Source organism: Bacillus cereus group sp. BfR-BA-01360 (genome assembly GCF_022663595.1).
In the GTDB taxonomy this organism is placed as follows: domain Bacteria; phylum Bacillota; class Bacilli; order Bacillales; family Bacillaceae_G; genus Bacillus_A; species Bacillus_A cytotoxicus.
Window position 1 is genome coordinate 248,205 of record NZ_JAKUFV010000003.1, and the last position, 13,051, is coordinate 261,255.

A 13,051-nucleotide genomic window follows, 5' to 3' on the forward strand; every position below is an offset into this window, starting at 1 on the left:
GATTTAGGAAGAAACAATTGAATTGGTGCAAGCGAATATCGATACTTGTAGCCTGATATGTAATGTATGAAACGATGTTGTGAAAAGTTTCGTTTTATGTGTTTGCACGGCAGAGAAAGAAAGCTGTACAATAAAGATAGATAATACATATATAAGTAAGTACACATATAGGAGGGCAAAGGATGGCAAATATAAGGCGAGAAAAAGGGTTAAATGGAACGATTACGATACCTGGAGATAAATCGATTTCACATCGCGCTGTCATGTTTGGAGCGATAGCGGAAGGTACAACAAAAGTTTCAAATTTTTTATTAGGAGAAGATTGTTTAAGTACCATTGCATGTTTTCGAAAACTCGGTGTGAAAATTGATCAAAGTGGAAATGATGTCACGATATATGGAAAAGGATTAGCTGGATTGCAAGAGCCCAGAGAGGTATTAGATGTGGGAAATTCGGGAACGACCATTCGCCTTATGCTCGGTATTTTAGCAAATGTACCTTTCCATTGTACAATCATAGGCGACGATTCTATTGGAAAACGTCCTATGAAACGTGTTACAGATCCTCTTCGTGAAATGAATGCACAAATAGATGGTCGAGAAGATGGACAATATACGCCATTATCGATTCGAGGCGGGAATATAAAAGGGATACATTATGATTCTCCTGTTGCAAGTGCACAAGTAAAATCAGCAATTTTACTTGCTGGATTAAAAGGAGAGGGCGTTACAACAGTAACGGAACCACTACAATCACGCGATCATACTGAGCGTATGCTCCGTGCATTTGGTTGTACAGTGGAAGTAACGGGCCAAACAGTTTCACTGCGAGGAGGACAATCCCTCATAGGGACGGAGATTGAAGTGCCTGGTGATATTTCTTCAGCAGCCTTTTTCTTAGTTGCAGGTGCGATTGTTCCGAATAGTAAAATCGTCTTAAAAAATGTTGGCTTAAATCCAACGAGAACAGGGATTATAGACGTTTTACAAAAAATGGGGGCAATTCTTTCGGTTGATCATGTACGAAATGAAGAATTTGAGCCATGTGGAGATATTACAATTGAAACTTCAAAATTACAAGGAATCGAAATTGGAGGCTCGTTAATTCCAAGATTAATTGATGAAATTCCTATTATTGCTTTACTAGCGACACAGGCAACTGGCACAACCGTTATTAAAGATGCTGAAGAATTAAAAGTAAAAGAAACAAATCGTATTGATACAGTTGTACAAGAACTAAAAAAGCTAGGCGTAAAAATTGAAGCGACATCAGATGGTATGATTATATATGGAAATCAGAAGCTACAAGGAGGGATTGTTGATAGTCATGGGGATCATCGCATTGGGATGATGCTTGCGATTGCTTCTTGTATCGCTGATGGCGAGGTTGAAATACAAAGAAGTGATGCGGTTTCTGTATCTTATCCAAACTTTTTTGATCAGTTGGCATCTTTGTAAAGAAAAGGAAGGCACTTTCTTTGAGAAAATTCTTTTCCATTTCTTTTAGTTGCTTAGTAGTCAACTGTTGTTTATGATTAAGTGAATAGATGAGAATATTTTTAGGTTAAAGGAGATATATATGCAAAAGTTTGAACAAGCTGTTTCCTATATTGAAAATGGAGAGGTAGAAAAAGGTTTACAGCAATTAAAAGAACAGGTGAAGCAAGGGACGGACGAGGAGAAATACGATATTGCTCGCTATTATCATACACTTGGGTTTGTAGATGAAGCGCTCGCGATTGCAGAGGATTTACACCTTCTATATCCTGAAGAAAGTGAATTTACAATATTTTTAGCAGAGCTATATATTGATTTAGATAAAGAAGATGAAGCAATTGAGGTACTTCATGATATTCCTGAAGATGACGATTTTTATGTACAATCTTTATTACTTGTTGCGGATTTATTCCAAATGCAAGGATTTGATGATGTTGCCGAACAAAAACTATTAAAGGCGAAAGAAATCATGCCAGAAGAGCCTGTCATTATATTTGGTCTTGCTGAATTGTATAGCAGTAAAGGAGAAGAGAAAAAGGCGATTCAGTATTATCAATCATTACTTGCCGAACATAAAGTAATGGGAGGCGTTATTATCGCTCTTCGCCTTGCAGAAACGTTAAGTGCGGTTGGAAATTGGGAAGAAGCAATCCCTTATTATGAAGAAGGATTAGAAGAACAGAAAGATATTCATTCTTTATTCGGATATGCATTTACTCTTTATCAAGGAGAAGAATATCAACGAGCGATTAGTGTTTGGCAAGAATTGAAGGAATTAGATCCAGAATATGCATCATTATATATGTATTTGGCGAAATGCTACGAAAAAGAAGGGATGCTTCAAGAAAGCTATGAAACACTTCACGATGGTATTAAAGTCGATGAGTTATCTGTGCCGCTTTATGTAGAATTGGCAAATATTGCAGCGAAGCTAGGAAAGATGGCGGAAGCAGAGGAAGTTCTTCAAAAGGCTCTGCGATTAGATCCAGGACATTTAGGAGCAATATTAAAATATGTCTATATCTTAAAAGGGCAAGAAAAATACGAAGAATTAATTCGTGTTGTAGAAAATGCAAGAGAAAGTGGAGAGCAGGATGCGCAATTACTTTGGGATCTTGCATTTGCTAAAAAACAATTAGAAATGTATTCGGATGCATTAAAACACTATGAAAGTGCATATACTTCTTTTAAGAATCATCCCGATTTCTTGGAAGAGTACGGTTACTTCTTATTAGAAGAAGGGATGCGAAAAGAGGCGAAAGAAGTATTTACACGCTTAATACAACTAGATCCGACACAAATTCATATTGAGGAATTGTTATATAATTTAGAGGATTTTTCATAAGTTGGAAGGAAACTGAATGCTACTTCTTGAATCTAAATAAAAAAAAGAAAGACAGAGGAGGGACTTAGGCGCTATGAATACCCCTGTTTCTGTAAACGAGAAGAAGGATTTTGTGAAATGGTTTTTAAATAATTACCAACTGAAACAGCGTGAATGTGTATGGATTTTAAATTATTTAATGAGTCATGATCAATTAATGCATAAAGTTCACTTTGTAGAACATGCAAAATATTGTCCGCGTGGCTTGATCATGTCAGCTAATTGCGTGAAAGAAACTCCGTTTCATTTTTTTAAACAAAATGTAATGACAACGGATGCGGAAAAATCTTTTCATGACATTCGTCTCAATCGGGATGAAGATATTTATATTCAACTTAATTTTAAATCGTCGTTTCAAAACCCAAATTATGTGGCGGTATTGGAGGAAAATCCATATTTACCAAAGCATATTGAAGTAAACGAGAAGGATCGTTTACTTGCAGAACGCTTTTTAGAAGAAAGTGTTTTTTCATTCCGAAGAAATCGTCTTTTAAAGCAAATTGACGAGGCGTTAGACAATCATGATCAAGAAGCTTTTCAGAGACTAACAGCTGAATTGAAAACTTTATAACTGTTTGTGCTGCTTATTCCGTATTTTATGGGAAGCGAGACTCCGCCTTAAGACGTAAGCGATAAAAAAGAGGGTAAGAAATAGGCGTAGGGATGAAGAAAACTTCTGGTGATTAAAATTTTATTTTTGATAACTTTCCGACTATTCTAAGAAAAACTACCTATATTGGGTAGTTTTTCTTTTTTTACCTGTTTTAGTATGGTTTAATATATATAAAGTGAAAGTTCTGTCATTTGTGTAGAGATTTAGGAGAAGGAGGGATGAAAGTTGAGATGGGCTGTAAAAGATGCAGAACAGTTTGTACAAGCAAGGGAATATGTAGATACATGTATTATACCTCTTCTCTCAATTTCAGTAGCGAAAGAGATGAAGGCGCTTGTAGAACAAGGGGAATTTATTGAGGTTTTGAGTATGGAATTAGAAAGAGAATATAAAGGCAGAGTCTTGTTATTACCGGCCTTTACTTACTTAGCGGAAAATCAAGAAAAAGAGAAAGAAAGATTGGAAGGATGGACGAATCATTTACAAGAGCAAGGGATACAGCATATTGTGTATGTGACAAGTGACTTCGCTTGGAAACAAGCTAATGTATTACAAGGACAATTATTTTGGTTGCCGGCTATATCATTCGATCAACTTAGTGATCAAGCAAAAAGAGAAGTCATTCATGCTCATATTAAAAATATAATGGAATTATTAACTGAAAAATGGAAAAATATAAAATAAATATATATTTCTTATTATTGGGAGAAGTGTGATATTGACCTGCGAATGTGGGTATTATATCATGATAGTGTCCTAGTTTTTATTTTTATACGGTTTTGTCACGAGGGGACAATTTCTGATAGAGGGGGGAATTTTTCGTGAGTGAGAAAGAGCATCGTGTATCAAGAAGACAGTTTTTGAACTACACACTTACAGGTGTGGGAGGGTTTATGGCAGCTGGAATTTTCATGCCGATGACACGCTTTGCACTTGATCCAGTATTAAGAAAAGAAGATGGGGGAGAACTGGTTGCTGTTGCACAAGTAAAAGAGGTTACGACAGAGCCAAAACGTTTTGACTTCAAGGTAAAACAAGTTGATGGATGGTACAAGTCTGAGGAGCCTAAATCTGCATGGGTGTATAAAGATGAAAGCGGAGACATTGTTGCACTTTCCCCAGTTTGTAAGCATTTAGGATGTACAGTAAACTGGAATTCTGACAAGGCACATCCAAATCAATTTTATTGCCCGTGTCATGCTGGACGGTACACAAAAGATGGCGTCAATATTAAAGGTACACCGCCTCTTGCTCCGTTAGATGTGTACGAATCAAAAGTAAAAAATGGAACACTTTATTTAGGAAAAGCTAAGCCACGAGGGGGTGCGAAATAGATGTTAAATAAAATTTATGATTGGGTAGACGAGCGGCTCGATATTACACCGATTTGGCGTGATATTGCTGATCACGAAGTGCCTGAACATGTCAATCCAGCACATCATTTCTCAGCATTCGTTTACTGCTTCGGAGGACTTACGTTTTTTGTAACAGTTATTCAAATTTTATCAGGAATGTTTTTAACCATGTACTATGTACCAGATATAAAAAATGCTTGGGAGTCAGTGTATTATTTACAAAATGAAGTTGCATATGGACAAATTGTTCGCGGTATGCATCATTGGGGCGCTAGTCTTGTAATTGTAATGATGTTTTTACATACACTTAGAGTTTTCTTTCAAGGCGCTTATAAAAAGCCTCGTGAACTCAATTGGATCGTTGGTGTTCTTATTTTCTTTGTTATGCTAGGTCTTGGTTTTACCGGATATTTATTACCGTGGGATATGAAAGCGTTATTTGCAACAAAAGTAGGGATTCAAATTGCTGAGCAAACACCGCTCATTGGTCCTTATATTAAAACTTTACTTGCTGGTCATTCCGAAATTGTTGGTGCTCAAACATTAACTCGCTTCTTCGCTATTCACGTCTTCTTCTTACCAGCAGCACTTCTAGGCTTAATGGCCTTCCACTTCATCATGATTCGCAAACAAGGTATTTCCGGTCCACTATAAGAATTACAAAATTAAAGGGGAAAAGAAATGAAGGAGGGAGATTATGCATCGCGGCAAAGGGATGAAGTTTGTAGGAGATTCGCGGGTACCTGTAGTTAGAAAACAAAATATTCCGAAAGATTATTCCGAATATCCGGGCAAAACGGAAGCGTTTTGGCCAAACTTCTTGTTAAAAGAATGGATGGTTGGGGCCGTTTTTTTAATCGGCTATTTGTGTTTAACAGTGGCCCATCCATCACCACTTGAGAGAATGGCAGATCCCACAGATGCAGGATATATACCATTGCCAGACTGGTATTTCTTATTTTTGTATCAGCTCTTAAAATATTCATACGCTTCAGGCTCATTTACTGTAATAGGAGCGTTTATTATGCCAGGTATCGCTTTTGGAGCATTAATGTTAGCGCCATTTCTTGATCGTGGCCCTGAACGACGCCCGTTGAAGCGTCCAGTAGCAACTGGATTTATGATGTTAGCAATTGCATCTATTGTTTACTTAACTTGGGAGTCTGTAGCACATCATGATTGGGAAGCTGCTAAAAAACAAGGTGAAATTGTTAAGACGGTACAAGTTGATAAAAACGATGAAGGCTATAAATTATTGGAAAAGAATACATGTTTAACATGTCACGGCGATAATTTACAAGGTGGAGCAGCAGCGCCAGCACTGCAAAACTTAACTTTAAAGCCAGAAGAAATTGCTAAGATTGCAAAAGAGGGAAAAGGGGCAATGCCGAAAGGGGTATTTAAAGGAACAGATGAAGAATTGAAGAAACTTTCGGAATTTATCGCGAAATATAATGAAAAATAAGACGGAAGCCGACTGCAAATTTGTAGTCGGCTTTGTTAATGAAAAGAAAAATTTTGTTATAATAGAGTAGATTTTTTCTTTATTATTTGTGCGTAACAAGATTTTATGTTGTGTGAAAGGTGTTGTACAGAGAGAGTGACGTATTTATATGCAATGTTAAGACAACGTTCTGTTTTATGGTTGTTGCTGATTGTTAATATATTGGGAACAATTTATGGATTTATTTGGTATGAAGAGCAATTGAGAGAGACTTCGTATTTATTTTGGCCTTTTGTTCCAGATAGTCCGATGGCAAGTCTCTTTTTTGTATTTGTTTTGATCGCGTTTTTGCAAAAGAAAAATTGGGGGTTAATAGAGGCTTTAGCAATTGTTACTTTAATGAAATATGGCATTTGGGCTGTGGTGGTGAATGGTATTATGTTTGCGATCAAGGAGCCGCTTGGAATGATGAGTTATATGCTCGTTTTGTCGCATCTTGCAATGGCCATGCAAGGACTATTATATGCGCCATATACCCGCATGAAAAAATGGCATCTTATTGTTGCAGGACTATGGATTTTACATAATGATGCGATTGATTATTTATTTTGGCAAATGCCACGGTATGGCATTATGCATTTGTTCGTAGATAAAATTGGCTATTTTACATTTTGGCTCAGTATAGCTGTATTAGGAATTACTTATTATTATTGTTTCAGTAGCAGGCGAAAACAATTTTCATTATGAAATGAATAAAGGATTGGGGAAAGCAAATGAATAAAAATAAGATAGGAATCAGGTTACTAAATCGCTTCATAAATTTAATCGTCTCGTATTGCATTGCATTTTCTATTTTTGCGATTGCGACGGTACTCGTTGTCTATGGAAAATGGTTATATTATGCGGATATACATCTTTTAAATATACCAGATTTAGCAAATATGACTGAGTCGGAAATTAAGAAGAATTATGATGTATTGATTACATATCTTTCCCCTTTTTATGAAGGATCATTACAGTTTCCGACATTACATATGTCCGCAGAAGGAAGAATTCATTTTGTGGATGTGAAAAATATTTTAATACATATTCAATACGGAATGTGTGTAACGATTATAGTTGCTTTGCTAGGTGGAGGGTATATGTTACGTAAGCGACAAATTAAGTTTTTATTAAATGGTGCTATTTTAACGATTGCTATACCGGTTATATTGATAGTGCCGATTGCTATAGATTTTGAAAAGAGTTTTGTACTATTTCATAAACTTTTATTTCGTAATGATTATTGGCAATTTGATAGTGAAAAGGATCCGGTTATTAATATGTTACCAGAGACGTTCTTTATGCACGCAGCATGCGGGATATTATTGCTCATTTTAGGTGGAAGCCTACTATCTTATTGTTTATATAGATATGTAAAAAGAAAATTTGCTTAGCTTAGGAGAAATAATTTTCAGCTTCATTCTGTTCTATTCTTGTCCATCTCAACATATTTTGTACTAGTAGTTATAGGGGGGACAGGAATGAAGCGAGCATTGTTTGGAATGATAGCATTTCTGCTTATCATGTTTCCAGTACGTATATATGCTGAAGAATGGAATGAGTTAACAGGGCTGTTAGATGACTCTTTGCAACTTGTCAAACAAAAAGAGGATGAAAAAGCAATTCAAGTGTTACAATATTTTTCTAAGCAATTTGTACAAAGTGAATATGCAAAACAAAAAAAAGTGACACCTGCTCATTTTCGGATTATTTCGCTAGCATATGAGAAAGCGCAGAAATCTCTTGAGGAAAAGCATGTAGATAGACAAATTAAGATAAATGATACGTTAGCGCTTCAATTGGCAGTAGATGCTGAGGTGTCTAAATATCAACCGCTGTGGATGGAGCGAGAAGAGCCGGTGATGGGAGCCTTTGCAAAGATGGAAAAAGCCATGCAACAAGAAGATGAGGCTGATTTCCAACAATCATTAAATACATTTTTGTATGAATTTGATATTATTTATCCAAGTCTTATGATTGCGTTGCCAGAAAATCAAACGCAGCGTGTGAATGCTCATTTATCCTATTTGGATGAATTTCGAAATATGATGCTGAAACATAAAAGTGGTCAAACGCAATTAAGTATTATTAAAGGAGATTTGCAAAAAATATTTCAAACAGTAAAGAAAGATGGGGTAGATACATCTCTTATTTGGTTTATGACCATTACAGGCGGGATTATTTTATTTACATTAACATATGTTGGATGGAGAAAATATAAAGGCGAGAAGACGAAGCGTAAAAGTAACCTTACATCTAAAAATCGCTAATATTACGAATAAAGGTAAGGATTGTAAGGTTTCTTTATTGACAATGTTTCAAGAAAAAAATAGAATGAAAAGTACTAACAATTAAGACTTAGGTGGAGGTTCATGATGTTTTATTTAATTTACTTCGCAATCATTATGATCATACCGTTATATGCACAGTCTAAAGTACGCAGTGCTTATAGTAAGTATTCACAAGTATATTCTACATCAGGTATGACAGGAGCGGAAGTAGCTCGAAAAATATTAGATGAAAACGGTTTGTATAACGTTGCAGTCGAAGAAACGCCAGGGCATTTGTCAGATCACTATGATCCAACAGCAAAGACAGTTCGACTATCGACAGATAACTATTATGGACACTCTGTTGCAGGAACAGCTGTAGCAGCCCATGAAGTAGGACATGCGATTCAAGACGCAAAAGATTATAACTTTATGCGTGTTCGTCATTCTCTCGTTCCCGTTGCGAATTTTGGGTCAAATATGTCATGGGTTTTTGTTTTAATTGGCATATTTGCTCAAATGTCTAATTTATTGCTATTAGGAATCGTTTTAATGGCAGCAGGTGTACTTTTCCAGCTTGTTACTTTACCAGTTGAGTTTGATGCATCTAAACGTGCGATGCAACAAATTGAGGCGCTTGGGATTGTATCAACGGATGAGTACGGCCAAGCTCGTAAAGTATTGAATGCGGCGGCGTTAACATATGTAGCAGCAGCGGCTGTTGCGGTATTTGAGTTATTGCGTCTCGTATTGATTTATACAGGCATGCAGCGCAGTGATGATTAAAGGCTATCGATTTTGATAGTCTTTTTTACTTTCTATTCACGTGCGATAAAGTGAAACTTTAATCAGTGGGGGGGGCTTCATCCCAACTGATTATGAGCCCTCACCACTCCGGGCTGTTACGGGCAGCCCTACTCCCACCTATCTTTCTTGCTTTTCTCTGAATCTTGAGGCGGGAGTCTTACTGCCCTAAAATAGCGGGATAAAAAATTTCGATTCTCTAATTTGAGAGTACAAGTATAGGAAAACAACGTGGAGTGAAAGTATAAAAGTGAGAAACGAACAAGTACAATAAGTGCAGGTGATCAGATGCAATATCCAGATTTTTTAATTCAGCATGTGAAAGAAAAGAGTGCCCCCTATCCATTGGAAGGTTTCTTAAGTGGGCAGGGTCCGAAAAACCCGAAATTCATGCTTGTTGGCGAAGCGCCTGGTGAGACAGAAATTCACAATGGTATCCCGTTTAGCGGCCGGGCAGGAAAGTATTTGATGGAATTTTTAAATTATCTTCATATTACGAGAGAAGAAGTGTATATTACGAGTGCAGTTCGAAGTAGACCTTATAAATGGAAAGAGAAAAAAGAAAAAAGTGGAGAAGTGATTCAGAAAAAGTATAATCGAACACCAAATCAAAGAGAAATTGTTGCGCATGCTCCGTTATTAGATTATGAATTGGAACAAATCAAGCCGCGAATGATTGTCACGCTTGGAAATATTGGACTGCAGCGTTTAGTGGGACGAGATAAGAAGATTACGGATGTTCACGGAAAACTACTGAAGCAATCCGTACGAAAGCTAAAAGATATAAATAGCTCAGAGTTTATATGGACAAAAAAAGAGTATTATATCTTTCCTATCTTTCATCCAGCGTCTATTTTTTATAATCGAAGTTTATTGGATTTCATATATGAAGATTTAGAAAAGTTGAAGGAGTACATACATCATTAAAAGAGAGAAAACTTTTCTCTCTTTTAATGATGTAACGGATTTTTATTTTCATCGAGGGTAAACCCTTCACCGACGACATCATGCACATCACTAACGGCAACGAAAGCGTGAGGATCAATGGAAGTGATAATGTTTTTTAATTTAACAATTTCATTTTTAGCCACGACGCAATATAATACATTTCGCTCCACTTTTGTATAGGATCCAACCGCTTTTAAAAAAGTTGCTCCACGGCTCATTTCTAATAAAATTTTGTCAGCGATTTGGTCATTTTTATTAGAAATAATCGTAGCACCTTTTGCAGCGTAAGCACCTTCTTGCATAAAATCAATGACTTTCGCCCCGATAAAAACAGCAACTAATGTATACATGCCTTCACGATAAGATAAGTATGTAAGGATAGAAACAACAATCACCACTGCATCAAACATAAACATCGTTTTTCCCATACTCCAACCGATATATTTATGAGCGAGCCGCGCAATAATATCAACGCCGCCAGTCGTTCCGCCATACTTAAAGATAATTCCAAGACCAATACCAATAAATGCACCTGCAAAAAGTGCTGCCAATGTCATGTCGTTTTGCAAGTTTACATGTAATTTGAACAGTTCATAACGCTGAAAAATCCATAAGAAGAAAGATACGCTAAAGGTTCCAATTAACGTATATAAAAATGTTGTTCGACCAAGTAACTTCCAACCGACGAAAAATAGAGGAATGTTTAAAATTAAGTTTGTATAGGAAGGGTCGAGTGAAAAGAGGAAGTATAATAGTAAGGTAATACCTGTAAATCCACCTTCTGCTAGATGGTTTTCAATATTAATATTAACAATACCGAAAGAAAAGATAGCGGAACCGATAAGAATGAAAATAACATTGCGAATCTTCAAGTTTGTCTTCATATAAAAAGCCCCCCTCAATAATGTAATGATTTGCACTGCTCCGCTTAAACGGCTAATAGGTGGCAAAAAAGAATAGCCAGTAAGAGTTCGCGCAGTTTAGGCGAATTTTTAATAAAAATAGCATTGTGAAAGAGAAATTCACTTTATTATAGTCTATCCCAAAAAACGGAGCAAATCGGCAAATATGGGGGGATAATATTTGTCAAATTGCGATGAATTGGCTAACATGAAAGAGGAAGGAATAGAGGTGAACAAGATGCAATCAAAAACGATGAAAGATATGCAAAAGGAAGTAGATGCATATATTGGTCAATTTAAAGAGGGCTATTTTAGTCCGCTTGCCATGATGGCTCGTTTAACAGAAGAAATGGGTGAACTTGCAAGAGAAATCAATCACTATTACGGTGAAAAGCCAAAGAAAACGACTGAAAAAGAGAAAACAATTGAAGAAGAGCTTGGCGATATATTATTTGTGATGATTTGCATGGCAAATAGTTTAAATATTGATTTAGAAATAGCGCATAACACTGTAATGAATAAATTTAATACACGTGACAAGGATCGTTGGACACGCATTGAAGAAGGAGAGGAAGAACGATGAAAGACATTAAAGTAATTATTGCAGGACCTAGAGGCCGTATGGGACATGAAGCAGTTCTTCTTATGGAAAGAACACCGCATTTTCAATTTGTAGCAGCTGTTGACTATAAACATGGTGGGGAAAAGATTTCAGACTTACCAGGAATGCCCGCGTTAGATGTTCCGATTTATGAGGATTTACATACTTGTTTAGATGAGATAGAAGCAGATGTGCTGTTAGATTTAACAACACCGGAGGTAGGCAAGAAGCATGTAACGCTTGCGGTTGAACATGGTCTTCGTTCCGTTATTGGTACAACTGGATTTACAGAAGAAGAATTACAGCATTTAACAAATATAGCGAAGGAAAAAGAAGTAGGAACTATTATTGCACCAAACTTTGCAATTGGGGCAGTATTGATGATGAAATTTTCTCAAATGGCGGCGAAATATTTCCAAGATGTCGAGATAATTGAATTGCACCATGATCAAAAATTAGATGCTCCTTCTGGAACGGCTGTAAAAACAGTAGACTTAATTCGCCAAAATCGTGAGCCAAAGCAGCAAGGTCATCCAAATGAAACAGAACAATTGAAAGGAGTACGTGGGGCAAATGTGGATGGTATTCATATTCATAGCGTACGTTTACCAGGTTTAATTGCACATCAGGAAGTTTTATTTGGCGGGGATGGACAAATGTTAACAGTTCGTCATGATTCATTCAATCGAGCTTCCTTCATGTCAGGGGTAAAACTTTCTATCGAAACAGTAATGAACTTGGATCATCTTGTATACGGTTTAGAGAATATTATGGATTAAGGGAGAGATAACGGATGAAAATTGCCTTAATTGCACATGACAAAAAGAAAGATGATATGGTTTCGTTTGCATACGCATATAAACCAATTTTTGAACAACATGAACTTTTCGCGACAGGAACAACGGGCCTTCGTGTTATGGAAGCAACAGGTCTTGCTGTTACAAGATATCAATCAGGTCCTCTTGGTGGCGATCAAGAAATTGGTGCTATGATTGCAAAAAATGCTTTAGACATGGTCATTTTCTTCCGAGATCCACTAACAGCACAACCGCATGAACCAGATGTAAATGCGCTACTTCGTTTATGCGATGTATATGCAATTCCACTTGCAACAAATATGGCAAGTGCTGAAATGTTAATGCATGCATTAAATCGGGGAGATTTAGACTATCGAAAGTTTAGAAAATGAGGG

General features: G+C 36.6%; 16 protein-coding genes. 15 read left to right on the plus strand and 1 reads right to left on the minus strand.

Going from position 1 to position 13,051, the window contains the following annotated elements:
* The first annotated feature begins 182 nt into the window (after nucleotides 1-182).
* From aroA to MR056_RS04945, 12 genes are all read left to right on the plus strand, one after another.
* On the plus strand, nucleotides 183-1,457 hold the full coding sequence (aroA, locus tag MR056_RS04890) for a 3-phosphoshikimate 1-carboxyvinyltransferase (RefSeq protein WP_048722570.1): 1,275 nt from the start codon (nucleotides 183-185) through the stop codon (nucleotides 1,455-1,457).
* 121 nt (nucleotides 1,458-1,578) lie between these two features.
* On the plus strand, nucleotides 1,579-2,841 hold the full coding sequence (locus tag MR056_RS04895) for a tetratricopeptide repeat protein (RefSeq protein ID WP_048722573.1): 1,263 nt from the start codon (nucleotides 1,579-1,581) through the stop codon (nucleotides 2,839-2,841).
* A gap of 73 nt (nucleotides 2,842-2,914) precedes the next feature.
* Nucleotides 2,915-3,451, plus strand: coding sequence for a ReoY family proteolytic degradation factor (locus MR056_RS04900; RefSeq protein ID WP_011984317.1), 537 nt, complete (start codon nucleotides 2,915-2,917; stop codon nucleotides 3,449-3,451).
* A gap of 267 nt (nucleotides 3,452-3,718) precedes the next feature.
* Complete coding sequence (locus MR056_RS04905) at nucleotides 3,719-4,177, plus strand: YpiF family protein (protein ID WP_011984318.1); 459 nt, start codon at nucleotides 3,719-3,721, stop codon at nucleotides 4,175-4,177.
* A 137-nt stretch (nucleotides 4,178-4,314) separates the two neighbouring features.
* Nucleotides 4,315-4,827, plus strand: a complete 513-nt coding sequence (locus tag MR056_RS04910) for a QcrA and Rieske domain-containing protein (protein WP_011984319.1) — start codon at nucleotides 4,315-4,317, stop codon at nucleotides 4,825-4,827.
* Entirely contained in the window at nucleotides 4,828-5,502 is a 675-nt protein-coding gene (gene qcrB / locus MR056_RS04915) for a menaquinol-cytochrome c reductase cytochrome b subunit (protein WP_000932700.1), read from the plus strand.
* Between the two features lie 43 nt (nucleotides 5,503-5,545).
* On the plus strand, nucleotides 5,546-6,313 hold the full coding sequence (locus MR056_RS04920; RefSeq protein ID WP_011984320.1) for a menaquinol-cytochrome c reductase cytochrome b/c subunit: 768 nt from the start codon (nucleotides 5,546-5,548) through the stop codon (nucleotides 6,311-6,313).
* A 135-nt stretch (nucleotides 6,314-6,448) separates the two neighbouring features.
* A complete protein-coding gene (gene lhaT, locus MR056_RS04925; protein WP_041809587.1) occupies nucleotides 6,449-7,039 on the plus strand; it encodes a lipoprotein heptaprenylglyceryl N-acetyltransferase LhaT in 591 nt (196 codons plus the stop codon).
* Between the two features lie 26 nt (nucleotides 7,040-7,065).
* On the plus strand, nucleotides 7,066-7,728 hold the full coding sequence (lit, locus tag MR056_RS04930) for a lipoprotein intramolecular transacylase Lit (RefSeq protein WP_011984322.1): 663 nt from the start codon (nucleotides 7,066-7,068) through the stop codon (nucleotides 7,726-7,728).
* An 87-nt stretch (nucleotides 7,729-7,815) separates the two neighbouring features.
* Nucleotides 7,816-8,604 (plus strand): sporulation protein YpjB, encoded by a 789-nt coding sequence (ypjB, locus tag MR056_RS04935; protein WP_011984323.1) that lies wholly within the window; start codon nucleotides 7,816-7,818, stop codon nucleotides 8,602-8,604.
* A gap of 105 nt (nucleotides 8,605-8,709) precedes the next feature.
* Nucleotides 8,710-9,390 carry a zinc metallopeptidase gene (locus MR056_RS04940; protein ID WP_041810303.1) on the plus strand — a complete coding sequence of 227 codons (681 nt, stop codon included), beginning with the start codon at nucleotides 8,710-8,712 and terminating at the stop codon, nucleotides 9,388-9,390.
* Nucleotides 9,391-9,696: 306 nt separating this feature from the next.
* The gene (locus MR056_RS04945; RefSeq protein WP_011984325.1) at nucleotides 9,697-10,335 is read left to right on the plus strand and encodes a uracil-DNA glycosylase; all 639 of its coding nucleotides are present in this window, start codon (nucleotides 9,697-9,699) and stop codon (nucleotides 10,333-10,335) included.
* Between the two features lie 23 nt (nucleotides 10,336-10,358).
* On the opposite strand, the gene MR056_RS04950 is transcribed toward MR056_RS04945, so the two are convergent.
* Nucleotides 10,359-11,240 carry a YitT family protein gene (locus MR056_RS04950; protein WP_011984326.1) on the minus strand — a complete coding sequence of 294 codons (882 nt, stop codon included), beginning with the start codon at nucleotides 11,238-11,240 and terminating at the stop codon, nucleotides 10,359-10,361.
* 256 nt (nucleotides 11,241-11,496) lie between these two features.
* On the opposite strand from MR056_RS04950, the gene MR056_RS04955 reads away from it, so the two are divergent.
* Genes MR056_RS04955 through mgsA form a run of 3 tightly spaced genes read left to right on the plus strand, consistent with a single transcriptional unit; the run spans nucleotide 11,497 to nucleotide 13,048 of the window.
* Complete coding sequence (locus tag MR056_RS04955; protein ID WP_012093744.1) at nucleotides 11,497-11,841, plus strand: nucleotide pyrophosphohydrolase; 345 nt, start codon at nucleotides 11,497-11,499, stop codon at nucleotides 11,839-11,841.
* The gene (dapB, locus tag MR056_RS04960) at nucleotides 11,838-12,638 is read left to right on the plus strand and encodes a 4-hydroxy-tetrahydrodipicolinate reductase (protein WP_048722586.1); all 801 of its coding nucleotides are present in this window, start codon (nucleotides 11,838-11,840) and stop codon (nucleotides 12,636-12,638) included. Before MR056_RS04955 ends, dapB begins: the two co-directional genes overlap by 4 nt.
* 14 nt (nucleotides 12,639-12,652) lie before the next feature.
* Entirely contained in the window at nucleotides 12,653-13,048 is a 396-nt protein-coding gene (gene mgsA / locus MR056_RS04965; protein WP_012093746.1) for a methylglyoxal synthase, read from the plus strand.
* The last annotated feature ends 3 nt before the right edge of the window (nucleotides 13,049-13,051 follow it).

Excerpts from the sequence above, each read along its gene's own strand:
- aroA (WP_048722570.1), top strand. The coding sequence starts at position 183 with ATGGCAAATATAAGGCGAGAAAAAGGGTTAAATGGAACGATTACGATA.
- MR056_RS04895 (WP_048722573.1), top strand. The coding sequence starts at position 1,579 with ATGCAAAAGTTTGAACAAGCTGTTTCCTATATTGAAAATGGAGAGGTA.
- MR056_RS04900 (WP_011984317.1), top strand. The coding sequence starts at position 2,915 with ATGAATACCCCTGTTTCTGTAAACGAGAAGAAGGATTTTGTGAAATGG.
- qcrB (WP_000932700.1), top strand. The coding sequence starts at position 4,828 with ATGTTAAATAAAATTTATGATTGGGTAGACGAGCGGCTCGATATTACA.
- MR056_RS04920 (WP_011984320.1), top strand. The coding sequence starts at position 5,546 with ATGCATCGCGGCAAAGGGATGAAGTTTGTAGGAGATTCGCGGGTACCT.
- lit (WP_011984322.1), top strand. The coding sequence starts at position 7,066 with ATGAATAAAAATAAGATAGGAATCAGGTTACTAAATCGCTTCATAAAT.
- ypjB (WP_011984323.1), top strand. The coding sequence starts at position 7,816 with ATGAAGCGAGCATTGTTTGGAATGATAGCATTTCTGCTTATCATGTTT.
- MR056_RS04940 (WP_041810303.1), top strand. The coding sequence starts at position 8,710 with ATGTTTTATTTAATTTACTTCGCAATCATTATGATCATACCGTTATAT.
- MR056_RS04945 (WP_011984325.1), top strand. The coding sequence starts at position 9,697 with ATGCAATATCCAGATTTTTTAATTCAGCATGTGAAAGAAAAGAGTGCC.
- MR056_RS04950 (WP_011984326.1), bottom strand. The coding sequence starts at position 11,240 with ATGAAGACAAACTTGAAGATTCGCAATGTTATTTTCATTCTTATCGGT.
- MR056_RS04955 (WP_012093744.1), top strand. The coding sequence starts at position 11,497 with ATGCAATCAAAAACGATGAAAGATATGCAAAAGGAAGTAGATGCATAT.
- dapB (WP_048722586.1), top strand. The coding sequence starts at position 11,838 with ATGAAAGACATTAAAGTAATTATTGCAGGACCTAGAGGCCGTATGGGA.
- mgsA (WP_012093746.1), top strand. The coding sequence starts at position 12,653 with ATGAAAATTGCCTTAATTGCACATGACAAAAAGAAAGATGATATGGTT.